The organism is Candidatus Aminicenantes bacterium (assembly GCA_011049425.1).
GTDB lineage: Bacteria > Acidobacteriota > Aminicenantia > UBA2199 > UBA2199 > UBA876.
The window spans coordinates 1-24,188 of sequence record DSBM01000008.1 but is presented as its reverse complement, the minus strand read 5'-3'; the positions used below and the strand labels follow the sequence as shown (position 1 = coordinate 24,188).

General features: G+C 54.4%; 23 protein-coding genes. 9 read left to right on the top strand and 14 right to left on the bottom strand.

Annotated features, from left to right (window positions below):
• Nucleotides 1–256: 256 nt before the first annotated feature.
• From ENN40_00650 to ENN40_00640, 3 genes are all read right to left on the bottom strand, one after another.
• Nucleotides 257–1,576: an ABC transporter permease gene (locus ENN40_00650; protein HDP93853.1), complete on the bottom strand. Its 1,320-nt coding sequence runs from the start codon at nt 1,574–1,576 to the stop codon at nt 257–259.
• Nucleotides 1,455–2,222 (bottom strand): ATP-binding cassette domain-containing protein, encoded by a 768-nt coding sequence (locus tag ENN40_00645; GenBank protein ID HDP93852.1) that lies wholly within the window; start codon nt 2,220–2,222, stop codon nt 1,455–1,457. Before ENN40_00645 ends, ENN40_00650 begins: the two co-directional genes overlap by 122 nt.
• A 149-nt stretch (nt 2,223–2,371) precedes the next feature.
• Entirely contained in the window at nt 2,372–5,416 is a 3,045-nt protein-coding gene (locus tag ENN40_00640; protein ID HDP93851.1) for a hypothetical protein, read from the bottom strand.
• A gap of 322 nt (nt 5,417–5,738) precedes the next feature.
• Here ENN40_00640 and ENN40_00635 point away from each other — a divergent pair, with 322 nt between their 5' ends.
• The 5 genes from ENN40_00635 to waaF all read left to right on the top strand — a co-directional run bounded on the left by ENN40_00635 (nt 5,739) and on the right by waaF (nt 10,369).
• Nucleotides 5,739–6,008 carry a 30S ribosomal protein S15 gene (locus ENN40_00635; protein ID HDP93850.1) on the top strand — a complete coding sequence of 90 codons (270 nt, stop codon included), beginning with the start codon at nt 5,739–5,741 and terminating at the stop codon, nt 6,006–6,008.
• A 49-nt stretch (nt 6,009–6,057) separates the two neighbouring features.
• Complete coding sequence (locus tag ENN40_00630) at nt 6,058–8,316, top strand: polyribonucleotide nucleotidyltransferase (GenBank protein ID HDP93849.1); 2,259 nt, start codon at nt 6,058–6,060, stop codon at nt 8,314–8,316.
• Entirely contained in the window at nt 8,316–8,777 is a 462-nt protein-coding gene (locus ENN40_00625; GenBank protein ID HDP93848.1) for a prepilin-type N-terminal cleavage/methylation domain-containing protein, read from the top strand. The genes ENN40_00630 and ENN40_00625 overlap by 1 nt, the downstream gene beginning before the upstream one ends.
• Before the next feature lie 105 nt (nt 8,778–8,882).
• Entirely contained in the window at nt 8,883–9,338 is a 456-nt protein-coding gene (rpoZ, locus tag ENN40_00620) for a DNA-directed RNA polymerase subunit omega (protein HDP93847.1), read from the top strand.
• Nucleotides 9,335–10,369, top strand: coding sequence for a lipopolysaccharide heptosyltransferase II (waaF, locus tag ENN40_00615; protein ID HDP93846.1), 1,035 nt, complete (start codon nt 9,335–9,337; stop codon nt 10,367–10,369). Before rpoZ ends, waaF begins: the two co-directional genes overlap by 4 nt.
• On the opposite strand, the gene ENN40_00610 is transcribed toward waaF, so the two are convergent.
• Nucleotides 10,332–11,150: an HD domain-containing protein gene (locus ENN40_00610; protein HDP93845.1), complete on the bottom strand. Its 819-nt coding sequence runs from the start codon at nt 11,148–11,150 to the stop codon at nt 10,332–10,334. The genes waaF and ENN40_00610 overlap by 38 nt on opposite strands.
• 19 nt (nt 11,151–11,169) lie before the next feature.
• The gene (gene argF / locus ENN40_00605; GenBank protein ID HDP93844.1) at nt 11,170–12,171 is read right to left on the bottom strand and encodes an ornithine carbamoyltransferase; all 1,002 of its coding nucleotides are present in this window, start codon (nt 12,169–12,171) and stop codon (nt 11,170–11,172) included.
• 122 nt (nt 12,172–12,293) lie between these two features.
• Between argF and queC the strand changes: the two genes are divergently transcribed.
• From queC to ENN40_00590, 3 genes are read left to right on the top strand one after another with little or no spacing between them, the layout of a single operon-like run.
• Nucleotides 12,294–13,013: a 7-cyano-7-deazaguanine synthase QueC gene (gene queC / locus ENN40_00600; GenBank protein HDP93843.1), complete on the top strand. Its 720-nt coding sequence runs from the start codon at nt 12,294–12,296 to the stop codon at nt 13,011–13,013.
• A complete protein-coding gene (locus tag ENN40_00595; protein ID HDP93842.1) occupies nt 12,991–13,338 on the top strand; it encodes a 6-carboxytetrahydropterin synthase in 348 nt (115 codons plus the stop codon). Before queC ends, ENN40_00595 begins: the two co-directional genes overlap by 23 nt.
• Nucleotides 13,325–13,933: a 7-carboxy-7-deazaguanine synthase QueE gene (locus tag ENN40_00590; protein HDP93841.1), complete on the top strand. Its 609-nt coding sequence runs from the start codon at nt 13,325–13,327 to the stop codon at nt 13,931–13,933. The genes ENN40_00595 and ENN40_00590 overlap by 14 nt, the downstream gene beginning before the upstream one ends.
• Here the strand turns inward: ENN40_00590 and ENN40_00585 are convergent.
• Nucleotides 13,930–14,448: a nitroreductase gene (locus ENN40_00585; protein ID HDP93840.1), complete on the bottom strand. Its 519-nt coding sequence runs from the start codon at nt 14,446–14,448 to the stop codon at nt 13,930–13,932. The genes ENN40_00590 and ENN40_00585 overlap by 4 nt on opposite strands.
• A 167-nt stretch (nt 14,449–14,615) precedes the next feature.
• Here ENN40_00585 and ENN40_00580 point away from each other — a divergent pair, with 167 nt between their 5' ends.
• On the top strand, nt 14,616–15,851 hold the full coding sequence (locus ENN40_00580; protein HDP93839.1) for an acetate kinase: 1,236 nt from the start codon (nt 14,616–14,618) through the stop codon (nt 15,849–15,851).
• Between the two features lie 125 nt (nt 15,852–15,976).
• Here the strand turns inward: ENN40_00580 and ENN40_00575 are convergent, their stop codons facing one another.
• The 8 genes from ENN40_00575 to ENN40_00540 all read right to left on the bottom strand — a co-directional run.
• On the bottom strand, nt 15,977–16,960 hold the full coding sequence (locus ENN40_00575; protein HDP93838.1) for a hypothetical protein: 984 nt from the start codon (nt 16,958–16,960) through the stop codon (nt 15,977–15,979).
• Nucleotides 16,957–18,246 carry a hypothetical protein gene (locus ENN40_00570; GenBank protein ID HDP93837.1) on the bottom strand — a complete coding sequence of 430 codons (1,290 nt, stop codon included), beginning with the start codon at nt 18,244–18,246 and terminating at the stop codon, nt 16,957–16,959. The genes ENN40_00575 and ENN40_00570 overlap by 4 nt, the downstream gene beginning before the upstream one ends.
• Before the next feature lie 23 nt (nt 18,247–18,269).
• Nucleotides 18,270–18,497: a hypothetical protein gene (locus ENN40_00565; protein HDP93836.1), complete on the bottom strand. Its 228-nt coding sequence runs from the start codon at nt 18,495–18,497 to the stop codon at nt 18,270–18,272.
• A 10-nt stretch (nt 18,498–18,507) separates the two neighbouring features.
• Nucleotides 18,508–22,011, bottom strand: a complete 3,504-nt coding sequence (locus tag ENN40_00560; GenBank protein ID HDP93835.1) for a response regulator — start codon at nt 22,009–22,011, stop codon at nt 18,508–18,510.
• Nucleotides 22,012–22,070: 59 nt separating this feature from the next.
• On the bottom strand, nt 22,071–22,475 hold the full coding sequence (locus tag ENN40_00555) for an NUDIX hydrolase (protein HDP93834.1): 405 nt from the start codon (nt 22,473–22,475) through the stop codon (nt 22,071–22,073).
• Nucleotides 22,468–22,971 (bottom strand): hypothetical protein, encoded by a 504-nt coding sequence (locus tag ENN40_00550; GenBank protein HDP93833.1) that lies wholly within the window; start codon nt 22,969–22,971, stop codon nt 22,468–22,470. Before ENN40_00550 ends, ENN40_00555 begins: the two co-directional genes overlap by 8 nt.
• A gap of 31 nt (nt 22,972–23,002) precedes the next feature.
• A complete protein-coding gene (locus ENN40_00545; protein ID HDP93832.1) occupies nt 23,003–23,863 on the bottom strand; it encodes a hypothetical protein in 861 nt (286 codons plus the stop codon).
• A gap of 150 nt (nt 23,864–24,013) precedes the next feature.
• Nucleotides 24,014–24,188 (bottom strand): bacteriocin (locus tag ENN40_00540; protein ID HDP93831.1); only part of this gene is annotated, 175 nt, incomplete at its 5' end.

Below are 24,188 nucleotides of genomic sequence, written 5' to 3'. Positions count from 1 at the left end.
GTCCTGCCTCAGCCCATGGGGCCCCGGAACCTGCCGTTTGCGTTCGCTTATGCTTTATGCCCTGCGGGTATGTATGCCCTCTGGGCACTCTTCCTCACAACTGCTTACTGATTCCCAATATATATTTACCCACACGAAACGTAATAGAACCAAAAGTTGAAGAGTTGAAAAGGAAAGAAGTAGAAAAGGTCTTTAGAGATTTCACTTTCGACTTTCAACTGCCTGTCTACTGTTACCTTCTCTCCAACTTTATTGCCTATCCGGTTCGGAAAATTACGCTTTCTTTCTGGAACCAGTGGGCGCAGAACACCAGGCTGATCACAGCGAAGATTGTCAGGGAAAGGAAAACCTCCAGCAAGAGCAGGGGTTGGATGCTGCCGGCAATGATCTCCCGGGTCGCCAGGGAAACGTTCAGAACGGGGATCAATGCCGTGACTGAATTGAGCTTGAAGCCCGGGAAGAGGCCGATAAAAACCGGCACAATCACCAGGATGTTCATGGGAGTCATGATGTTCTGGGCTTCCTTGAAGGTGTGCGCGAATATCGAGATAGATAAAAGAATGGCGGCAAAAAAGGTGCACAGGGGAATGAGCAGGGAAAACACCAGCAGGATGGAACGGATGTCGATGATCTTGACCAGGGAGGAAAGCAGGTCTTCCGGAATTCCCGTGGTATATTGCAGGGCGATATACAGGCCCAGGATTGACATCGCCGCTGAAATAAGCCCGGTCAGGAAAACCAGGCTGAATTTGCCCAGAACGATCTCCAAGCGCGTGGCCGGGGTTGCCAGAAGGGTTTCAATCGTGCCGCGCTCTTTTTCCCCGGCCGCCAGATCAATGGCGGGATACATGGCGCCGATGAAACAGAAGATTACGAAAATATAGGGCAGGAAGCCGCCGATTGCTTCGCCGATGCGCTCCTTGACGGTCACGATGTCGTGTTTGTCCACGGTGACCACTTCGAACACCCGGCGGTCCAGATTCATCTCTTTCAGCCGGGTTGAAAGCAGTTGCTCCTTGTATTCGTCGAGAATGGAACGGATCCGCCGGGAAGTCAGGTCCGTTTCCTGGGAAGATTTCAGGTAGAAGCGGATGGTTCCCGGTGCGCGGGAAGCGACCACGCGGTCGAAATCAGCGGCGAATGCCAGGCCGAAATCGATTTTTTCTTCGCGAATGGCGGTGGAAAAACGATCTTCCGGGATATCGGAGATCACGCTCACCTTGTCATGGTTTTTCAATACATCGAGGAAACCGGCCGCGTTGCCGTTGAGTACAAGGGCCAGTTTCAGTTCCTTGACTTCGGCTTCTTTGTGCTGCCGCATCATGATGTGAGTGGAAATAGATATAAGTACGGGAAAGAGCAACAGGGGAATCAGGATCATCACCACCAGGGTGCGATGGTCGCGCAGGGTGTCTTTCAGTTCCTTGCGGAAAATAATTGCCGTCTTTTTCATGTCAGGCCTCCTGGACCAGGCGGATGAATTCATCTTCAATGGTGCGGGCCTGGCACTGGTCACGGAAATCCTTGAAAGGACCGTTAAAGAGCAGCCGGCCTTCGTGGATAATGGCCAGGTCATCGCTCAAAAGGTTGACCTCGCCCATGATGTGGGTGGAAAAGATCACGGTTTTGCCGTCTTCGCGGCAGCGCCGGATCAACTCGATAATGGCCCGGGCGGTAATCACATCCAGGCCGGTGGTGGGTTCGTCGAAAACCACCACTTCGGGATCATGAATCATGGTACGCGCGATTGAAACTTTCTGCCGCATACCGGTGGAGAGCTTGGCGATGCGGCGACCGGCGAAGGGATGAATGTCGAGCATGTCAAACAGGCGTTTGCGGTTCTTGTCGAAGGTCTCGCGGTCGATATCGTTCAAGTCGGCATAGTAGCGCACGATCTCGTCGGGGGTCAGGCGGCCGTAGAGGCCGGTCGTCCCCGTCAGGAAGCCGATGCAGGCGCGTACCCGGCGGGGTTCCCGCTGGGTGTCATGTCCGGCCACGCGGATCGCCCCTTCCGTTGGTTTCAGCATGGTGGCAATCAGTCGCAGGGTGGTGGTTTTGCCGGCTCCATTTGGCCCCAGAAGGGTAAACACGCGGCCCGGCCGGCAAGTGAAACTGATTTCCTTGACGGGCCAGATGTAAGATGAGTCGCCGTCTACACCCATTTCCCGTTTTTGTTTTTTGGTCAAGCGAAACCGTTTGCTGAGTTTTTCTACCTCAATCATGGGCCCAATCCTCCCTCAAAAACATGCATACGGGTGTATGCGCATAAAGTTTTGGATTTTAATGGATAGCCTAATCTTTCTGCTGACGGAACAATGCGTTTGTCGCAACTGTCCACCCCCCCCGTTGTGTGGGATGGGCAGGCGGGTTACTAAGAATCAACGTTACGGCGGGAAGTGGTTTTGGCAAGAATGGTAATCCGAACCCGTTTGCGCAAGCCCCGATCAAGGTCCACAAATACCAGGTCGTAATCTCCCAGAAAACCCGGTCCCGGGTGCCAGTAAAATATGCTGTTTTCCGCATCCATAGTGGAACCAATGGGTAGTGATCGCAACTGGTCGCCCACTTGCATAAAGCCGGTAAAGCTGGCTTTGGGGCGTTGATCCGAATTGAGGTCAACGACAAGGCCTTCTGCTATACCCGTACTGATACGGATTTCGGCCTTGGTTCCATAAGGATGGATCCGTTGGGCCTGTGCATGCGGATTCAAAGCATGCTTCACAATTACGGGCGATGCATCCGGCAACATTGCATTCAATTGTTCCAGGCTAGGTTGACTTGGATTTTGAGAGAGGGTTGCTGTTGATGCCGTGTCAGGTGGGGAAGTATTCACCACCATGAAGTAGCGGGACCCAATTCCAGCAACGTTATCGGCATTGTCTGTCACGCTCCAGGCGATATTATGTAAACCGTTTTCGTACTCTGTCGTATCAATAATGTAATATCCCACCGCTCCTTCTGTGTTGGCATATCCAGGAAAGATGTTTGCGATATCTTCGCGGTAGTGGTTGTAATTCACATGACCTTCAAGTGGAAATCCGTCAAGCCACACCGTTATCGTAGAACCGTCTATGGGGATCATGTTGGGTTGGGGTGTCAACACCCAACCAAAGTTGATAAATCCAGATCCACTTGCTTCACCACCTTGATCGGGAGTGTCAATGGCACCAAAAGGCAGTTCTGAATTTGCGTTGTCGCAGTTGATCGTTTTCGTGCCCAATTGAGTGGTATTGCCTTCCTTGTCAGTAGCCAAAGCGTGAAGCAGGTAACTCCCATTGCCCCCATTGGGTAAATGATTGGTTAACAGCATGTAGCCCCAACCGGCACGGTAATTTAATGGATACTCCGGGTACAATGTTTCCACATCCGGCCTGGCGCCCTCAACAAAAACTCCCTGACCGATATAGACATACCCATTTGGAGATGGGGGCTCTCCATCCACCGGATCACGCCAGATGCTAACTTTTTCTACTTCAATGTCATCCAAAACCCAACCCGATACCGGGATACTTCCGATGACATCGGAGTTTTGCACTGGAATATCAAAACTTCCAAATGGAGAGTATGTTGCTCCAGAGCCGTGCACTTGCAAGGTTACGTTGATATTCAGGGGCGAATTGGAGGCCAGGCCGGCGTCGATGGTCAAGATGCCGGTATATGTACCCGCGGTCAGACCGGAGGGCGTAACGCTGATGGTGATGACGCCGGTGTTGTTGCCCGCGGTGGGCGTACTGCTCAACCAATTGCTGTCACTGGAAACTGTCCAGTCCATGTTACCGCCACCCGTATTGGAAATGAGCACTTGCTGGGATTGCGTTGTTAGTCCATTCACGCTGCCGAAATTAAGCGAATCATGATCCACCGTCAGGGAGGGAATGCTTCCGGCGAGGTAAACGGAAAAGGCGGCATCGCTGGTGTCCGACGGTTCCCCGTCACTGGCGTCGCTGATCCGCACCAGACAATCTGTTGAAGATAATTCCGGCACAATTACTTCGTAGGCGCCGTCATTTTCTGTTGATGCCACCACGTCGTACCAGGTCTGACCATTGTCACCAGATACTTCTATGTGTACGTTGGCGATGGAGTCTGAAGCGTTCCAGGTGATGGTCTCTGTATCACCGGATATATATACTTCGCCGCCGTTCGGGGAAAGCACTTGTATGGCTGCTCCCGGGCCGGCAGCGGTTTTAATGTAGTAGATCGGACCCCAGTCCATCCATTCGTATAGGCTATCATTGGGTTGGAAGCCGACGCCTGCGTCAAACCAGACGATGTGGACGCCACCGTTGTTGTCCGGTGCCGCCACCGGGCTGTGGATGTAGGAATGGTTTTTCTGCCACAGCAGTTCAGCGGGGTCGCGGTTGCCGTCACCGTCGCCGATGACGATCATCAGGCGGGTGTTGCGATAGTAGCCACGGTTGTCGTACAGGCTTTCTTCGATAACCGCCGGCCCCTCCTGGAACAGGGCGTAGAAGTTGTTGAAATCGTCGGTGCGGATGTCCCCCCACTGCTTGTAGCGAAAGTGATTGTTCAACGCACCTTCATATTGCCAGGCGCCCGTGGCCGTGCGCTTGGAGTACAGCATGCTACCCAATCCGTACAGGGCGTGCACGTTGCCGTTGTGGTCGTTGGCCACGGCCGGCCATTTGTTTGAGGAACTGATCTGGGTCGGGGAACCCCAGTTGTTGGCTCCCAGGCGCCGGGAGGACCAGATGCCCCCAAAGTGCCATTCCCAGACGGTCACCACCCGGCCGTTGCGCGCGGTGATGTCGGCGTGGTAGTTCAGGTGGGAGTAATTGTCGTAGGTCACTCGTTCCACCTGCCAATTCCCTCCAGGGACTTTGCGGGCGGAAAAGATTTCGGCATCGTTGTTAACCGACGTCCCCCTGTGTTTTGACCAGACCGCGTACAGCGTATCGTCTGCGGAGTCAATGGCAAGGCGCGGCCACACATCGCGCTGATTCTCGCTTACTTCGATGTAATCGTTTGGTCCGTTACCCGTCCAGGCATCCCATTCTCCGTCAGAGAAGCGGGCGTAGGCGATATCCCGTCCTCCGCCGAACCCTTCCATCCACACCATGTGGAAGTCGCCGCTGGCATCGGCCACCACGTGGGGATACTCGGGATTGGAATATGCGGGTTGACTGAAGAGTTTTTTTACTCCCCAGCTTCCGTCCCGGCGGACGCGGTAATAAATGTATTTATATCCGCTGTGTTTCTCAACCCATACGGCGAGAATGGTGGCGCCACCGTTCGCAGCGGCCACACTGGGGTATTGGCAATAGCCATAGTCGGAGAGTATCACGGATTGCTGTTGTGACAGGGCGGGCACGTGAAGGGTTAAGAAAAACAATAAAATACACAACCATATGGGACCGGTCTTTCCGACGGGGGTGTTTCTGAACACAGTTTTCATGCCATTACCTCCGGTTTTGGCAGATCCCCGGCGAAATTTCCGCTACGGGAACCTGATTATACCAGCAATTAATTTTCCAGTAAACGAGAAGCATGCATTGATAAGGTGTTTCAGTCAAAAGTGCAGGGCGCGTTGCCGTTAATCGTCAATCAGGCAGCTACATGCTTGACAAATAATGTTAATTACCGTGCTACGCAATACCGGCTTAAGTCTGAGGGTCTTGTGCGATTGCCATTGATGGGGAAATCATTTACTTTGGCGGCGGTTTCTGATACAATGACGTCAACGACTACGAATCGATAGAGAAAGACAGGAGGAAATTGTGAGCATTACCACAGAGGAGAAACGGAAATTGATTAACCGTTTCCACCGCAACGAGACGGACACCGGATCCGAGGAAGTTCAAGTCGCGGTTTTGACTACCCGTATTAAAAACCTGACGGAACACTTCAAGACCCACAAAAAGGACAACCACTCCCGCCGCGGGCTATTGTCCATGGTGTCACGCAGGCGAAAGCTCCTGAAATACCTCAAGCGCAAGGATTTTAACTCTTACAGCCGGGTATTGAAGGACTTGAAATTGAGAAAGTAAAACTTGATCGACACATCCCCCAAGGCGCGATTCAGCGTGCCGATTTTTAATGGAGAAAAAAATGCAAAAGACCATAAACATTGATTTAGACGGAAATGCCCTGATTATTGAAACCCATCGCTGGGCCAAGCAATCGAACGGATCGGCCCTGCTTACATACCGGGATAATCGCATCCTGATAACTACCAACATGAAAGAAGAGGCCCGGGAAGGCCAGGACTTTTTTCCTTTGATGGTGGATTTTCGAGAGAACAACTATGCCGGAGGTAAGATTCCCGGCGGATTTTTTAAGCGTGAAGGCAAGCCCTCGGAGCGGGAAGTTTTGCTCAGCCGCCTGATCGATCGACCCATTCGCCCACTTTTTCCCGAGGGTTTCTTTAATGAGACCCAGGTGATCGCCCTGCTGCTGAGTGCTGATTTCAGCGTGGATTACGATGCCATGGGAATAACCGGGGCTTCAGCGGCCCTGATGTCCTCCACCATTCCTTTCGATACACCCGTAGCCGCAGTTAAGGTTGCCCGCCGCGACGGGCGCTTTTTCATCAATCCCGGACGGGATGAACTCAACGAGAACGAATTCGAGATGGTCCTGCTGTTGGCGGGAACCGAAGACGACATCGTAATGATGGAAGCCGAGGGCGACCAGTTCAGTGAAGATTTGCTTAAACAGGGCTTGGTTCTGGGTAAGGAGATCATTCAAAAGCTTTGTTCCGCCCAACGCGAACTGATCAATCCGGATAAAATAACTATAGAACCGGACACCCGCTATGATGAGGTTCTGGCTGAACTAGAGCGGAACTGTGGTGATCGTCTCCAGGACGCTATCTTTATCCAGGACCGGGTGAAACGCCGTGAAGAGATCGCAGCCATTAAGGACGAAGTGTACGCAAAAATCGAGGATGAGGAGTTGAAGCCCAAATACAAACGGGCTTTCCATCAGTTGGAGCACGACTCGTTCCGGCAGCGGTTGTTGGAAAAACGCGAGCGTAACGACGGCCGCGCCTTGAACGAAATCCGTGACTTGTCCGTGGAACTGGACGTATTGCCACGCGCCCACGGCTCCGCGGTGTTTACCCGCGGCGAGACCCAGGCCCTGGCCGTGGTCACCCTGGGATCCGAAGACGACGCCCAGCGCATTGATGATATCGCCGCTTCCAGTGACAGTTTCCGCCATTTCATGTTGCACTACAACTTCCCGCCATTTTCTGTGGGAGAGGTCAGCTTCTTGAGGGGTGCCGGACGCCGGGAAATCGGACATGGCAACCTGGCCTGGAAAGGCATCCGTCCCGTACTTCCCAAATACGATGAGTTCCCCTATACCATCCGTGTGGTTTCGGATATCCTGGAATCCAACGGTTCAAGTTCCATGGCCACGGTATGCGGAACATCGCTGGCGCTCATGCAAGCCGGTGTCCCCATGCGCAGCGCCGTTTCGGGTATTGCCATGGGCCTGGTCAAGGAAAAAGATCGGTATGTGGTTCTGACCGATATCGCCGGTTTTGAAGATCATTTCGGAGACATGGATTTTAAAGTGGCGGGCACCGCCAAAGGCATTAATGCCGTACAGTTGGACATTAAAATCGATGGTTTAAGCGAAGAGATCATCGACGCAACTCTCAACCAGGCCAGGGAGGCGCGCCTTCACATTCTGGAAGTGATGAACAGCGCCATTGATCATCCGGCTGAGGAATTGTCTGAATTCGCCCCGGTAATGGTAACCATGCGAATCGATACGGACAAGATCCGCGATCTCATCGGTCCCGGCGGGAAGACCATCAAAGAGCTTACCGCGACTTTCGGAGTCAAGGTCAACGTGGATGATGACGGCAAAGTAACCATTGCCGCGCCCAACAACGAAGTGGGCTCCAAAGTACAGGAGCGCATCAAAGCGCTGACCGCATCTCCGGAAATCGGTATGACTTATACGGGTAAGATTACGCGTATCGAGGATTATGGGATATTCGTGGATATTCTTGGCGGAGCGTCGGCCCTGGTGCATATCTCTGAGATTTCTCATCGCAGGATTCCCAGTATCAATGACATGAAATACGAAATCGGACAGGAAATTGAGGTCAAGGTGATCCATATCGATCGCGATGGCCGGGTCAAAGCCTCGATTCGTGAGTTGCAGCCGGAGCCCGAAGGCGGCGACCGCGAAGATGGCGGATCCCGCCCGCCACGCGACCGCGAAAGCCAGGGTCGGGATAACCGCAGCCGGGATTCCCGTAACCGTGACAGCCGCGGCCGGGATAACCGCTCCCGAGACAATCGCGGCCGGGATAATCGCAATCGCGACCGCAAAAATTGATGAGATCACGGGCGGGCTTTACGCTGGTCGAACTGATCGTTGTCGTGGTCATCATTGCCGTGTTGGCCGCGGTGGCCCTGCCCGTGGCCCAGACATCCATGCAACGTGCGGACGAGGTGGAATTGCGACGGGCGCTGCGTCAATTGCGCAACGCCATTGATTCTTATCGCGATTTCGCCATGGAACACAAGGTCGAGATGGATAGTGATCGCTATTTCCTGCCCAAAAGCCTGGATGAACTGGTGGAAGGCCTGGAGTACAGAAACAAAGAGGGGGATCGCCGCATTGAACGTTTCCTGCGGCGGATTCCCAGGGATCCCCTAAGCAATACAAGGGAGTGGGGATTGCGTTCTTTCCAGGACAAGCGCGACAGCTCCCAGTGGGGAGGCGAAAATGTCTGGGACGTGTACTGCCTGTCTGAAAATACTGCCCTCGACGGCACTCCTTATCGTTCCTGGTAGCCCGAAGTTGACGTTTGATGCCACTCTCTGCTATAATAAAAACGGTTTTCCCGGACTTACCCTGAGCATACCGCCGCGGGACGGTCCATTCCCCCCGCTTGCTTTATAGGCAAAAGGAGGACAATCTTGGAAACGCAAGAATTCATAGACAGCAAATTCCGCCTGGTGATCCTGGCCGCAAAACGCGCCCGGCAGTTGTTGCGTGGTGGTCGTAAAAAGGTCGACATGGTTGCGGAGAATCCCCTTACCATCGCCTTGGAAGAGATCAGGCGTGGTTTAATCAACTACGAGATTACGGATGGAACCCCCAGAAAACCGGATCTCTCCATTTTTGGCGATTCCGAAGAAGCAGTGGATGGGGAAGAAGGCAGTGAAGTGGATGTCACTGACCTGGATGGCGACGGCGAGCCGGATGATGGGTCCGGGCGCGAAAGCAGCGATAGTGATACGGATACGGTTGGAACGGATGCAAACCCCGATAAAGCAACTGAAGACGAGCCGCATCCCGATGAAGCGGATCCGGAAACAGACGAGAAGGAAACCCAACCCGCCGTGGAATGACCCTGGCGGTCCGCACCCCAAACTGGATCGGCGATTGTGTGATGGCCCGGCCCGCCCTGCGGTTGCTGGAATCACATTATGCTGCTCATGACCTGATCCTGATTACCCGTCCTTACCTGGTGGAGTTGTTTACGCCGCCGCTGGTTTCCCATGATTTGTCTCACCCGGTAATTGGGCTTCCTTTGTCAAGGGGATGGCGTGAAGTGGTGAGCGGTTCCCGCCGCCTGAAGGATTGTAATGCCGAACGCGGGCTGCTGTTTACAAACTCCATGAGTTCGGCGCTGATGTTTCGCCTGGCGGGAATTCGCCACCTGACCGGGTATCGCCGTGATGGCCGCGATCTTTTTTTATCCAAAAAACTGGATTGGCCGCGGCAGGAATGGCGGCAGGTTGACGCGTATAATGACTTGGCGGCGGCTGAATTGGGTACCCATGGCGATCATGGTGTGGATCCCGACTGGCCCGTACCGGAACCATTCAGAGATCAGGTGCGCCGCCGGCTGGTTCACCTTGGTGCCCGGGAAGAGGCGCCATGGATCGGCATTTCGCCATGCACGGCTCATGGCTCAGCCAAGGAGTGGCCGCACGCGCGTTTTTTGCAGTTGATCCAAATCCTGACCGCTGAATATTCGCGCCTTTCCGTCCTGCTTTTCGGTAGCCCTGCAGACCATGATCGCCTGGAAGCCCTGGCCGCGACCGCGCCGGGTTGCAGCATCAACCTGGGTCGCAATCTTTCCCTGGCGGAGTCCGTGGCCGCGGCCTCCCTGTGCCGCCTGTTCATTACCAATGATTCGGGAATGATGCATGTGGCAGATGCCGTTCATACCCCGGTGGTCGCACTCTTCGGCCCAACGGATCCGCGCCGCGTGGTGTCGAATTCGCGCAGCGTGCGTGTGATCCATCACCATGCGAGCTGCGCTCCCTGCAAACGGCGGGATTGCAAAGATCACCATTGCATGCGCTCGATTTCCGTGCGGGAAGTATGGGAAGCCGTTACATCCCGGCTGGACGAGGCAGAAGGGTGGGAGTGAAATTTTTCATGTAGTCGTGAATACGGCGCGTCGCCCGTTTTGCGCCTCTTCCCGGAGGCAATTGTTGCAGCAGCCAGTCGATTTGTCCCAGGTTACGCAGGCGCTGCATGGCCCAGGCTGAGTGGATATCGAACACCCAGGCGGCCTGAAGCAGGCGGAAGTCCTGGATGGATTGAACATTTTCAATGGCCACACTGCGGCCGGCATCGATGTCGGCAAGCGCCGCATCAGACAGGGTTGAACCCACGGGCAGTTCCAGGTCCAGCGCCGGGTTGCTGCCGTTTTTCCTGGATGTGTAATAGTTGATCAACACGTCCAGGATATCCATCTTGTCGGCATCGCGCAGGACACGGCACAGGCGCAAGGCGGCGGGTTTTAATCGCCGCGGCAGCGTGTGGCGGTTGTGAAGCATTACCGCGCTGAGAATCCGGCGGCATTCTTCCGGGAGGATGCCCGCCAGCAAATTGTTGGCCTTGATTTCAATTACTCCCAGCATGGCATGATTCACCGATGTGCGATCGTTGAAGGTGCCGTAGCGGTGAATCTGGGAAAAGCGGCCGACATCGTGGAACAGGGCGGCCAGGAAAGCTTCTTTTCGTTCTTTGCCGGAAAGATTCAAGGACCCGCAGATATCCAGCGAATGGCGACAGACACGGTGAGTGTGTTCGGCCTTGATGTCGATGTTGGTGTTTGTATAGTTGTCGGTTCCCCTGAAGACACGGATATAGCTGTTGAAGCGGCGGATAAACGGGACGAAATCCCGAGGCGGCCCGGCGTTCATGGAGTTAGGGTTGGTATGATCAGGCTCCCAGTGTCGCCACCATAATGGCCTTGATCGTGTGCATGCGATTTTCGGCTTCGTCGAACACAATGGAGGCGGGGGATTCAAACACCTCTTCCGTCACCTCCATGCCGTCCAAACCGTATTTATCAAAGATCTCTTTTCCCACCTTGGTTTCGCGGTTGTGGAAAGCGGGCAGGCAGTGCATGAAGCACGCATCCGGTTTGCCCGTCTTTTCCATGACGGCTTGATTGACCTGGAAGGGTTTGAGGGCGGCAATGCGTTCTTCCCAAACGGATTCCGGTTCCCCCATGGATACCCAGACATCCGAGTAGAGAAAGTCCGCGCCCTTGACCGCCTGGTCCACATCATCGGTGATGGTAATCCGCGCCCCGGTATCCGTGGCAATGGCATGGCAGTCCGCCACCAGATGCTTATCGGGCTGGTATGGCCTGGGAGCGGCCAGGCGGACATCCATGCCCATTTTGGCGCCGCCGACCAGCAGGGAATTACCCATGTTGAAGCGGGCGTCACCCAGGTAGCAGAAGGTCACTTCACGCAGATCGCGGCGGGCGTGTTCGCGCATGGTCATAAAGTCCGCCAGCACCTGGGTGGGGTGGAACTCGTTGGTCAGGCCGTTCCACACCGGCACGCCCGCATGCCGCGCCAATTCCTCAACGATTTCCTGGCCGAATCCACGATATTCAATGCCGTCATACATGCGCCCCAGAACGCGGGCGGTATCTTTCATGGATTCTTTGTGGCCGATCTGGGATCCCGAAGGACCCAGGTAGGTGACAAAAGCGCCCTGATCTTGGGCGGCCACTTCAAAAGCACAGCGTGTCCGGGTGGAAGATTTCTCAAAAATCAGGGCGATCTGTTTACCACTCAATCGCGGCTGCTCCGTGCCGCTGTATTTGGCTCGTTTCAAAGAATCGGACAGGTCCAACAGGAAATTGATCTCTGCAGATGTAAAATCCAGCAGTTTTAAAAAATGGCGATTGCGCAGGTTGACTGCCATGGAATCCTCCTCCAAAGGGTGTTTTTCAATTTTTTAGTTTACCCCAAAATGACGGGCGGATCAACCGCTTGTCAAGCGTTTGCAGGGTTGGCAAGGGGGGTGATACGGGGTACAATGCTGACATGAAATCTCCGGCTGCGGTGGTTTTGTTTTCCGGAGGCCTGGATTCTACTACGGCTCTTTACTGGGCCCTGGAGCGGTTCGGCTCAGCGGCGGCGCTCACGTTTTCTTATGAGCAGACCCATGGGGTGGAAGTGGAAGCCGCACGCCGGGTGGCTGCGCATGTGGGTGTAGAATGGCGGCTCCTGAACCTGCCCCTGGGTGGATGGGTCAAATCAGCACTGGTGGGAGATGGAAAAGAGATTCCCGAATCACTGGCGGATTCGCGCAAAACATCCAGCGTGCCCCCGACGTATGTACCTTTCCGCAACGGCATTTTCCTTTCTCTGGCCGCGGCTTGGGCCGAATCCAGGCAGATCTTCCACCTGGTAACCGGTTTCAACCGCATCGATACGCCGGACTACCCGGATACGACCATGGAGTTTGCCGCCCGCATGGAGGCCGCAATCAACGCCGGCACCGCGGTCCGGCAAATGCGCCGACGGTTCCAGATCCATTTGCCCCTGGTAAAGTTATCCAAGAAAATGATTGTCCAGCTGGGGCTTTATCTCGGGGCTGATTACTCCCGGTCCATCTCTTGTTATCGGGGCGGGGAAGTGCCCTGCCGTCGCTGTGCCTCTTGCGAAAGTCGTTTCCAGGCGTTTGCGCAATTGGGTTTGGAGGATCCTTTGGTGACCCGTTTAAAAAAGGAGGGCCGGTATGAGTTGGGAATTGGTGGTTAAAGAGAAGTTTTCCGCTGCACATTACCTGGAGCATTACCAGGGAAAATGTGAACACATGCACGGCCACACTTTCCAGGTGGAGGTCACCCTGGTCGGGCACAGCCTCGACCGCTCCGGGATCAGTTTTGATTTTTCCCGCGTGCGGGAACGGTTGCGCCAGATCCTCCCGGATCACTGCCTGCTCAATGACGCTGTTCCCGGTCCTCCCTCGGCGGAGAACCTGGCCCGTCACTTCTACCAGCAGTTAAAGGCTGAATTCCCGATTCAATCCGTCATGGTCTGGGAGTCGGAAAACGCTGGAGCTCGCTATCGTGAAGATCGCTGACATTTTTTTTTCAGCCCAGGGAGAGGGTTTGCGTATGGGTCATCCCGCTGTGTTCGTGCGCCTGGCGGGCTGCTCTCTGCGTTGCGGATTCTGTGACACTCCCCATGCCCTCTCCGGCGGTACGGACATGAGCGTCCCGGTTATTCTGGAAGAGGTATTGCGTTTGGCGCCGTTTCCGGGTGTCCAGGTGGTGATCACCGGGGGGGAACCCCTGGAACAGGATCTGACGCAAATAGTGGTAACCCTGGCCAGGAAAGGGTTCTTTCTTTCCGTGGAAACCAATGGACTCCATTTCCAGGACCTGGCCATTCACTGGTGGGCGGTCTCACCTAAACCGGCGGCGGCGTTCCGGGTTCACCCAGCCATTCGCTCGCTGGCGGATGAAGTCAAACTGGTGGTTGTGCCCGAACTGTCACTGGAAACCGTGCATCAGTTGCGGCAGTGCATGCCGCAGTCAATTTTTTACTTGCAACCGAATGCCCGGGACGAAGACGGGTACGCGACGGCTTGGTGCTTTTTTGATCGATGCGTTCGCGAAGGCATCAAAGACGTTCGCCTGGGCTTGCAGCTTCAGCGGATTTTTAAAATCCCTTAACGTGATTCCCAGCCGTTGCGAAAAACAAGCTCGCTTATGAGCTTGCGGGGTTTTGCGGGCGGGTCTTCATTCGGCACACCAAGGGTCATGAGCTGTACGATGGTTACATAATCCGGGATATTCATTGCCAGGCGCGCGGGCTCTTGGTCGAATGATCCGATCCAGCAGGTACCCAGCCCCTCTTCTGCGGCCTGTAAACTGACGTGGTCCAGCACAATGGCCAGATCGACCGGAAAGGCGGGAATACCGCAACGCATGATGTATTCGGGATTCAACGCACAGGCAGCCAGGATTACCGGGGCCTGCCGCATGAAGGGTTGATGGGGGGCGGCCGCGTCAACCAGGGCATTACGGCGGGCGGGGTCATCCACGACAACCAGTTTCCAATCCTGGCGGTTTTTGGCTGTGGGCGCGCGTTGGGCCGCCTCCAATACCCGTTGCAATTGTTCTTTTGTAACGGGTTGCTCTTGGTAACGACGGATAGAGCGGCGTTTTGTGATGGAATCGATCAGCATGGGGCCTCCTTTAATGACCATACCATATCCACTAACCAAAGCCAATCCACGGCTGCGTTGATCCGAACCGGCCTCTTTGCCAAAACCGGCACGACATTCTTGCGCAATGGAAGCAGGTGAGTATAATAAATGATGGTGTTCGCACTTTCCAACAGTGAGGCAATGAAATGAAAATTCTGGTGATCAACAGTGGAAGTTCGTCCATTAAATTCAAACTGATCTCCATGCGTGAGCGTGATGTTTTGGCGGGCGGCGTGTTGGAGCGTATCGGGATTAAGGGGTCACGTTTAAATCTGCATCAGGATAGGCGAAAGCAACTGGTTGAGCGCCCCGTCAAAAACCATGAAGAGGGAATTAACCTGATCATCGAGTACCTGACTCATTCCAAAACGGGTGTGCTGAATGATCGCAAAGAGATTTCCGCGGTGGGCCACCGGGTGGTTCACGCCGGAGAAAAATTTCACCGCACCGTACTCATTGACGACCTTGTCATGAGCGCGTTGCGCGAATGCATTCCCCTGGCGCCCCTGCACAATCCGCCCAACATCACCGGTATCGAAGCCTGCCGACGCATCCTTGAAGGCGTTCCCAATGCGGCGGTCTTTGACACGGCGTTTCACCAGACCATGTCTCCCCATGCGTATGTGTATCCCGTACCCTATACATATTACGAAGAGTATGGGATTCGGCGCTACGGATTTCATGGTACATCTCATTATTATGTGGCGCGGCAAGCAGCGTTGAAGTTCGCAAAACCATTGAATACTCTCAATATCATTACCTGCCACCTGGGCAACGGCTCATCGATCACGGCCGTTGAAAAAGGGCGTTCCGTGGATACCAGCATGGGTTTTACACCCCTGGAGGGTTTGATGATGGGTACCCGGTGTGGGGATATCGATCCGGCCATCCCGCTATATATTATGCGCAATCAGGGCATCGGGGTGGAAGAGATGGACCGGATCCTCAACAAGCATAGCGGCCTTCAAGGAGTGAGCCAATTGAGTTCCGATATGCGCGATGTGCATACCCGCGCCGATGAGGGAGACCCGCATGCCGGACTTGCCCTGGATATCCTGATTCACCGCATCCGCAAGTACCTGGGCGCATATATGGCGGTAATGAACGGAGCCGATATCGTGGTGTTTACGGCTGGGATCGGGGAGAATGACACCAGTCTGAGGGAGCGGGTTCTGGAGCGCATGGATTTTCTGGGGATTCGACTGGATCGGGAACGCAATGCGGTTGTGAAGGGCGCCTTTGGAATCATCTCCGCCACGGGTTCTCCTGTAACCGTAATGGTGGTCCCTACCAATGAAGAATTGGAAATTGCTGAACAAACCATGAAGGTTGTGCGGGCGAAAAAAACAGATACGGCGTCAGATATGACACGGCCGGAGTAAAAACCAAGCGATTGTCAGCGGCGGCGGCGCCACAGGCGGATCAACAGGTAGAACAGCGTGAGTACCACCCAGATCGCGATAGCCAAGCGCCAATAACGCAGATCCTGCAGGGGGGTGCTCATCACTCAGGAGCGAATCCGCAGGCGCAGACCACCAAACAGGTCCGCCAACAGGTTGTAGAGCCCGGATGCGATCAGGGCCATCAGGGCGAAAGAAAGGAATCCGACGATTCCTCCCAGAACACCGAAAATCAGGCCGCCTTGAATTTTGCCGCGGGTTTCCTGAAGCATGCGGGGGAATTGGTAAATCAAGTCACCGCAGATCTGAAAGATGCCGAATGCGGCGCCGACAATCACTCCCAGGATGAGGCCCAATCCTCCCAATAGAAAAAGCAGGGAGAAAGGCTGGATCGATCTGATTTGCAGGGTGGTGGTGCCGCCACCAAATTTGCTGTAAGCGCCGACGGCGCGCGTGGCGGAAGTGGTTTCATTCTGGTTGGCTCCGCATACGGGACAGTACTCAGCTTCAGCGGGAATGGCTGCATCGCAAACGCGGCAGTTGGCGGTGTCTGCCTGAGTGGTGCTTGGGTCCAGGGGTTGAGTGGGTTCACCGGATGGAAAGGTTTGAGCTTCCCGTGGCATGGATGATTTGGCTGTGGATGGCAAAGTCACTATAGGCAGGTCCGCTTCCCGGGTATCGCCTTGATGAACCAAACCCTGTTCCTGAAGGAATGGCTCACTGCCCGGACCCTTGGGCGCCTGGTATTTCGGCTCTGTTTCCTGTTTTTCCTGCCCGCCATCCCGTACCTGATCGAAAACGGATTCCCGGCGCAGATCCTCTTGCATGTTCGCGTCCGCATCAAGTTGGGCTTGCCATCCACCATCCTCTTCGGTCACCTGGTGAGGGTCATCCTGGATCCACTGCGTGCCGTCGTGACGATACCAACGTCCGCTTTTGCCGCCGATCATCCAATAGCGCCCTTCACTATCAACGATCATTAATTTCTTCAAGGCTTGTTTAAGGTCATTGACGGTGATCTCTCCGGCATTGAGGCGTGCCTTCAAATCATGGTAACGCTGTGTTGCTTGCAGGAATTTGTCTTGGGTCATGGGTCGCCTCCGAGAATTTGGGTGCGCATGTCTCCGGCCATGTAGAGAGAACCGGTAATCAGAATGGTCCGGCCAACGGCCCGCGCCATTTGCAATGCGCGTGCGTAATCCCGTTCAATAGCGGGTTGGGTGTGTTCCGGGAACCAGCGTGCGGCCAGTTCAGCCGGCAGAGCCCGATGCGACCGCGGCTCTGTAATGATGACATTCCCAACGAAAGGCGCGATCATTCGAACCATCAAACGGTAAGGTTTATCGCGCAACACTCCGAAAATCACGGTTAAGTCTTTCAGGTTGCGTTCCGCTAGAAATTGGCTGAGTGCCCGCGTGCCTTCCAGGTTGTGGCCACCGTCCAGGAGAATGGTTGGGGTTCCCGGTATGCTTTCGATGCGGCCAGGGACGGTTGTGTTGGATATGGCGGTTGCAACCGTGGCTTCGCAAAGTGGAGCGCGGGGTTCGAGGTAAATTTCGGCGATGCGGATGGCGGTGGCGGCATTGCGGGCCTGATGAATGCCGTTCATGCGGATTTGGTAGCGGTAAGCAGCGGTTTCGGATTGATAGAAACAATTATACCCCTGTGCCGAAATTTCAGCCGTCAGATTGGATGGATTGCGGGTAACCGTATGAAAGGGCGCGTTTTTTTTTAAACAAATTTGTTTGATCAAGCGATGACCGACTGTTGATTTGGGGCAGCCGCACACCAATGGGGTCCCGCTTTTAATGATTCCAGCCTTCTCGCGTGCGATATCCCGGATGCGTGGCCCCAATGTTTTGGTATGATCGCGGGAAATATTGGTGATGGCGGTCACCAGCGGATCCAAAGAGGTGGTGGCATCCAGTCTGCCCCCCAATCCCACTTCCATAACCGCCACCTCTACTTGAGATGAATGAAAGTGGTGAATGGCGGTCAGGAATAGATGCTCAAAGAAAGTCGGCATGTTTGAGACCTTTCCTCTCTGGACCAGGTCCAGGGAAATATCGCGTACGGCGCTCAGGGAGCGGGCAAACTCCTGGGGCTTAATGGGATCGCCGTCTACCGCAATGCGCTCCCGGATGGTCTGCAGGTGGGGGGAAGTGAACAGGCCGGTACGCAAACCGGATGCGTTCAGGATGGCCGCCGCAAAATGGCTGGTGGAACCCTTGCCGTTGGTGCCGGCCACCTGGATAAAATCGGTGGACGAAAGGTCAAAAGGCAGGTTGCGGATCAAATCCCGAACGTTTTTCAGTTCGAGCTTGGCGCCCTGGTCACGGACGGAATCCAGGTACTGCAGGGCCTCTGTATAGTTCATAAAACGTGGATTGACCCGGATTTTTAGTCGACGTTTTCCTCTTCTTCGAATTCGTTGGGGGCGTTGAGGATCACGGCGGCGCCGTCGTAGATCTGGCGCACGGCCTTCTTTTGTTCCTGGAGTTCGCTGATCAACTGTTTGACCCTGGCCAACTCTTCTTCAACCTTGGCATCGATTATCTCGATTTTTTTCTTGGCTTCCTTCATGGTGGATTCGTAGAAGGACTTGTCTTCGCTTTTCAGTTCTGGCATCTTTCTCTCCTTATTTTTTTACGGCGATTGATTTGGTCTGCCATAATTTGACTTTCTTGCCCTGTTTGACAGCCGGGCGATAGGTCCAGCTGGAAACGGCGCGCGCGATCTCCATGTCGATTTCCGGTGAGCCGGAGCGACGGATAAACTTAATGCGCTCCACTTTGCCGAGGTGGTTCACAAGGAAACTGATTACTACGGTGGCACCACTTTTCAGCCCGCGCAGGGAACGGCGGCTCAACTCCGGATAAGGCGTGGAAATGGCCACGGGCATGGTGTCTACACTGGATGCGATCCGACCTTCGCGGACAATTTCCTGGGGTGGAGCTTCTTTGGCTGCCGGGGGCTGCTCAGTGGACTTCTCTTCGGGGGGAGATTCAAGTGGATCTTCCGGTTTTGTTTCTGTAGGTGGCTGGGTTTGGGTTGTTTCAGTAGATTGAGACTTCTCTTCTTTCGCCGGCGGTTTGGCCGCGGTTGTGGATACGGTTTCAGTTTGGGGCGAAGAAGCGGTTTGTTTTCGGGTCTGCGCTTCTTCGCGGGCGCTAACCTTTTCAGGCGGGGTTTCCCGGCGCACGGGCTCGGATACTTGGGAGGCCTGTGTTTTTGGATCTGGTACCACGGCGCGTGGTTTTTCTTCGGTTCGGGTTTTTCCCCGGTTGCTGATTTCGGGTTTGGATGGGAGCGGCGCATCTTCGGCCCGGGTATCCTCGGGTGCGGATTCCGTCCCTTCCTCCGCTACCGTTGATGCAAGCACCCCATCAAGGATGTCCGCTTCGGTTGAGTTATCAAGTGCCTGGGATTCCATCTCATCAGGCGTTTCCTGTGGGGTAGCCGACTCTGTGCGGCTGATCTCAGTGGCGGGAGGTGTCAATTCCGTTTGCGGTTCTCCTGTACGGTTCATCATGAGCCAGACCACACCGGCTGCTACGGCGGCGAGTACCAAAAGCACCAGGAGGAAATTCCAGCTGCGGCGCCGGGACGTCTTATTCAGGGCAGCCAGTTCTTCATCAATTTGAAGGGTTCCCTCAACGCTCTCTGATTCCGGAAGCTCATCTTCCAATTTGATTTCAAAAGTGGGGCGACGCTCACCTTCAGTCTTGACGACACTGCCGGGATCAGGTGTTTTTTCGAGCGTCTGAGAATCGCGTGATTCCTCTTCAGGTTCCTCATCCAATGCGGGCGTTTCCGGTAGTCCAGGGGCTTCAGGCGGCATTGCTTGGGTTTGAAAAGGCGCTTCTTTTTCTTCCACTTCCTGGACACCGGGAGGAGGTTCAGGCGCTTCTGTTTTCGCCTGTTCCGGAGTATATTTTTCCATGGGAGGTTGCGGCAACTCGTCTTCTTCATCCAGGGTCAGGAATTCGATTTCGGGCTCGGATGGGGATTCGCTTTCCATCTCAGCGGAAGTCATTGATTCGCCGACTGGAGGGAGTTCTTCCGGACGTGTGGTTTCAACACGAAGATCATCCCCTTTTTCCTCTTCCTCGGGAGGTCTCGGTTCACTGAGTTTTCGCGGCAAGCGCTTGATGCTGTAGGGCAATGGTTTGAGCGCCAGCTTAACACCTTCCCGGGACATGTCTTCCCCAAACAGATCGTTCATAAAATGGGCCAGATGGAGATAACCGGGAATGTGGTCGTACATTGACAGCAGGTAGGACTCCAGGTCAGACAACATATCGGATGCGGATTGGTAGCGCTCTTCACGTTCCAGGCTCAAGGATTTCAGGAGGATGCGCTCCAGCTCCGGGTCGATGGCAACGCCTGTTTCGGATGGAGGCGTAATCTGGCCTTGTTGCACTCGTTTCAGGACTTTCATTTCCGAAGTTTCCATAAAGAGTTTTTGCCCGGTCAACAATTCGAAGAGGATAATCCCCACGGAATATATATCTGAACGGTGGTCTATGTCACGCTCGGCGCGGGCCTGTTCAGGCGACATGTAGAGAAGTTTTCCCTTAAGCGCTCCGGACAGGGTCTGGTGAACTTTAATAGTGGCCTTGGAAACCCCGAAATCGGTGAGTTTCACTTCGCCCCCATAAGAGATCATGATGTTGGGAGGAGAGATGTCACGGTGTACGATATCCAGATTGCTTCCCTTGCTGTCTTTGGCGGAATGGGCGTAATTCAGGGCTTCGAGCACTTTGATGGTCAAATAGACGGACAGTTCTTCTGGAAACACGCGCTCCCGGCCGGCGATGCGTTTCAGAATCACACGCAAATCCTTGCCTTGGACGTACTCCATGGCAATAAAATAGTAGTCGTCTTTCTTGCCGAGATCGTAGATTTGGACGATGTTGGGGTGGGTAAGTTCAGCGGCGATCTTTGCCTCATCAACGAACATCTCGATGTATTTGTCGTCCTGGCCATAACCGGAAAGGATTTTCTTGATGGCCAGTACTTTTTCGAATCCCTTGACGCCTTTTTTCTTGGCCTTGTAGATTTCGGCCATTCCCCCACGGGCAATCAGGCCCAGGATGTCGTAATCCCCCAGTTCGCTTGAAGGCGCTTTAACGGGCGGGGGTGCTTCCACCGCTCTGGGCATTTCCTGGGTTCGTTGATCGACCTGGGGCGCGGATGGGGCCGGCGGTTCATGGGCTGGAGCTGAAGGGAACTGCGACTTATCAGCCGCAACCGGATCCGGTTTTTTGCGTTTTTTATCCAGCCCCAACCCGGACAGGGTGTCTTCGAACTTTTTAGAGAAATCTTCTTCGATCTTCTTGAATCGTTTGGTGTCCGCGGTTTTGGGTTGTTTGTCGCTCAGCAGATTGTTCAGGCTGGCGTCGATGTCATCGGAAGTGATCGCTTTGAACGAAGATGGCTGGGGCTGACTGGCCGGCATTTTTATGGTCTTGGGGGAACCGGAGACCATGTCTGCATCCGTCAGGTCCAGTACGCCTTCCTCTTCAGGTTCCGGCTTTTTATCCTTTCTGGTGATTGTCTCCGCCGTCGTTTGAACGGGTTTTTGCTGGGGCGTTTCGACTTCAGAGTCATCTTCAGTTTCAACTTTCTCAATGATGTCTCCGAACAGATCATCGGAACTGAAACGATTGGATTCCGGCAATGGATCTTGTGTCAAGGCAGGCATCTTGGACGTATCCGAAACCGGGAACTCCGTAGTCGCAATGCCTTCTGAAGCGGACTGGGCCGTGGCGTCAAGCTCCAGCAACTCGAAAACACGGCGGCGCAAAGTGTCTTTATTCAGGGGTTTTTGAAAGAAGTCATCCGCATTGTATTGGGTGATGGCCTGGCGCTTGTACTCCATCTCCTTGTAGATGCCACTCATAATGATAACGCGGATATTCGGATATTGTTCATGAATGAACTGGGACAGGTTGAAGCCATGGAATTTGGGAAGCATTGCCGCGGTGATCACCAAATCAAAAGAGTTTTTGGCCAGAATGTCGCGCGCTTTCTGCCCTTCGTCCACCACCGTGATGTCAAAAACCGGCTGGGGAAAGGTTTCATGGATAAGATCCACCGTCTGGGCATCGTATTCAACCACTAGAATCCGTTTCTTCATTGTTTTCTCTCCAACGTTACTCACATTATACCCTTATTTGTTGCACAATGAAAAGTGGTTCAGCGGATTTTCTGATTTGCCGCTCTCAGGTAATCGCGGAGGATTTGCTCATGGTCAAAAGCCAGTGGACGGTCGATGGATCGGGGCGGAACCACAACAATGCGGCCGGCATCATCGCCGGCCCTGGGTACACCGTGACCTCCGGCGGTAAACACGATGGAAATGATGTGACGGCGGGGGTCACGATCGGGTTCGGAATAAACGCCGAACAACTCCAGGTTACTCAGTTCCAAACCGGTTTCTTCTTTGACTTCACGTCGGATTGCCGTTTCCACGGTTTCTCCCACTTCGATGAATCCTCCTGGAAGGGCCCACCCGTGAGGTGGAAAACGCCGTTCAATAAGCACAATCCCATCCTCCACCGCAATGATTGCGTCTACAGCCGGGATGGGGTGGCTATGCATTCAGATCAGGGTGCTGTTGGCGCAAAATCATCAGTTTTCCTCGAACCTTGATGCCCATGGGCATCAGGATCACCAGCAGCAACGCAGAGACCAGGAAAATAAACCAGGTTCTCGCAAAAGGGACTCCTATCCAGGTAAGCGCCAGCCCCAACAGGGGAATCGTTTCAGTAATGCCGATCAAGACGATGTCCACAGTGTTCCACTTGCGCAGGACATCGTCAATGTTCATGCCTTCCCGGATGAGGCGGGACGAGTAATAGACGGTTTTTCGTACAGCCAGGATGACGATCATGATGAGCGTGATCACCAGCACGACGATGCTGAAAAGGGTTTCGAGTTTTCGGGGGGAAAAAAGTGGTTCCGGGGTGATGAGTCGCGCCAGCAGTGCGTAAACCACCACTGTGATCAAGGCTGATATTCCCACCAGCAAGGCCGGACGGGTATAACGACGGATGGCTTGCCGTTCCTCTCGGTCTCTTTCAAACGCAGTTGTCATGGCACGGTTTTATCATTCAAAACCGGGCATGTCAAGAACGCATGGAACGGTGATAGAATACATTCGCGGGATAACGAAAAGGGGATGGGGTCTGGTTAAGCAAGTCCGGTTCCCCGGCCCAGAATACCACGCCTGTCCGGAAGGTCAGGTTGAGCAAAGGAATATCGGAAATACTGTCCCCGCCGCTCACCAGGGGTATGCAGTTTTTCAATTTCAGCCGGAATAAATCGACTTTGCCTTTTCCATATGGAACGGGAGATGCCAACTTGACGGAGAACACCTTTTTGCCTTGCTGCCCGGTAGTGGTAATGGAGCGGATTCCCCAGGCATGATCGGGACGGATGCCCAGAAATTCGGAAGAAACTGTACGGACCGTGATATGATTGCTGGCGGAAATTACAAATACGTCAAAGTTGCTTTGTTGCAAGCGTTGCACCAGGTGAAGCATTACCGGGTCCGGCCGGGGAACGGGCACGCGCACGCCTTCGGCCTCCAGTTCATCTGTCGGCCAATTCATCACTTCCCGGGTGATTGCGGCTACGGTGGCGGCACTCAATCCAGCCATTGCCGCAACCACGCGGCAATAGGCTTCCCGGGGTTGGCCGGATTCGCGCAAGTGGACATATTGGGCCCAGGAAAAGGGCATTGGGTCGGCAGTCTCCGGCAAGTTTCCTTCCAGCGAGCGACGACGCAATAGGGCGAAAACGGCATCCCCCACATCATGAATCAGCAGTGTGTTGTCCAGGTCAAAAACAGCGATACGGGGACAATTCGCGCACGGTGGTTTCAATCGCTCCAGGGCGTTGATGCGCGCTTCCCATCCCCTTGGCAATGTTGCCGTCTTGGCTGACTTTTCCCCGGGTATGCTCAATGGTTCCAAATTAACGCGTATCCAGGCTTGAGGTGCGTAAACTGCGCTGCCATTTGCGGGGGGTTTTTCTCAGCGGAAAAAATGTCGATCATCCTGCCGCGATATGTGCGTTTGCCGGGTGCAGCCTGGATTCAGCGGCACCCGGGTCAGCGCATCGAAGCCTGAATTTGACTAGGTTTTCAATGCCACCGCGGCCGCCGGATCCAGCACCTGGAAAGTGAACGATTCCGTAATGAACAGGTGCACCATTTCACGCTGGTCGGATTTGTATCCCACCGAGAGATCCTGACCGACGGTAAGTTGGAAATCCCCACCCCTTCCGGAAAGCACCAGACCTCCCTCAATG

Excerpts from the sequence above, each read along its gene's own strand:
- ENN40_00550 (HDP93833.1), bottom strand. The coding sequence starts at position 22,971 with ATGACAACTGCGTTTGAAAGAGACCGAGAGGAACGGCAAGCCATCCGT.
- queC (HDP93843.1), top strand. The coding sequence starts at position 12,294 with ATGAAATCTCCGGCTGCGGTGGTTTTGTTTTCCGGAGGCCTGGATTCT.
- ENN40_00585 (HDP93840.1), bottom strand. The coding sequence starts at position 14,448 with ATGCTGATCGATTCCATCACAAAACGCCGCTCTATCCGTCGTTACCAA.
- ENN40_00565 (HDP93836.1), bottom strand. The coding sequence starts at position 18,497 with ATGCCAGAACTGAAAAGCGAAGACAAGTCCTTCTACGAATCCACCATG.
- ENN40_00610 (HDP93845.1), bottom strand. The coding sequence starts at position 11,150 with ATGAACGCCGGGCCGCCTCGGGATTTCGTCCCGTTTATCCGCCGCTTC.
- ENN40_00630 (HDP93849.1), top strand. The coding sequence starts at position 6,058 with ATGGAGAAAAAAATGCAAAAGACCATAAACATTGATTTAGACGGAAAT.
- ENN40_00570 (HDP93837.1), bottom strand. The coding sequence starts at position 18,246 with ATGAACTATACAGAGGCCCTGCAGTACCTGGATTCCGTCCGTGACCAG.
- ENN40_00555 (HDP93834.1), bottom strand. The coding sequence starts at position 22,475 with ATGCATAGCCACCCCATCCCGGCTGTAGACGCAATCATTGCGGTGGAG.
- waaF (HDP93846.1), top strand. The coding sequence starts at position 9,335 with ATGACCCTGGCGGTCCGCACCCCAAACTGGATCGGCGATTGTGTGATG.
- ENN40_00595 (HDP93842.1), top strand. The coding sequence starts at position 12,991 with ATGAGTTGGGAATTGGTGGTTAAAGAGAAGTTTTCCGCTGCACATTAC.
- ENN40_00575 (HDP93838.1), bottom strand. The coding sequence starts at position 16,960 with ATGACCCAAGACAAATTCCTGCAAGCAACACAGCGTTACCATGATTTG.
- ENN40_00650 (HDP93853.1), bottom strand. The coding sequence starts at position 1,576 with ATGACCTGGCCATTATCCACGAAGGCCGGCTGCTCTTTAACGGTCCTT.
- argF (HDP93844.1), bottom strand. The coding sequence starts at position 12,171 with ATGGCAGTCAACCTGCGCAATCGCCATTTTTTAAAACTGCTGGATTTT.
- ENN40_00580 (HDP93839.1), top strand. The coding sequence starts at position 14,616 with ATGAAAATTCTGGTGATCAACAGTGGAAGTTCGTCCATTAAATTCAAA.
- ENN40_00645 (HDP93852.1), bottom strand. The coding sequence starts at position 2,222 with ATGATTGAGGTAGAAAAACTCAGCAAACGGTTTCGCTTGACCAAAAAA.
- ENN40_00625 (HDP93848.1), top strand. The coding sequence starts at position 8,316 with ATGAGATCACGGGCGGGCTTTACGCTGGTCGAACTGATCGTTGTCGTG.
- ENN40_00640 (HDP93851.1), bottom strand. The coding sequence starts at position 5,416 with ATGAAAACTGTGTTCAGAAACACCCCCGTCGGAAAGACCGGTCCCATA.
- ENN40_00560 (HDP93835.1), bottom strand. The coding sequence starts at position 22,011 with ATGAAGAAACGGATTCTAGTGGTTGAATACGATGCCCAGACGGTGGAT.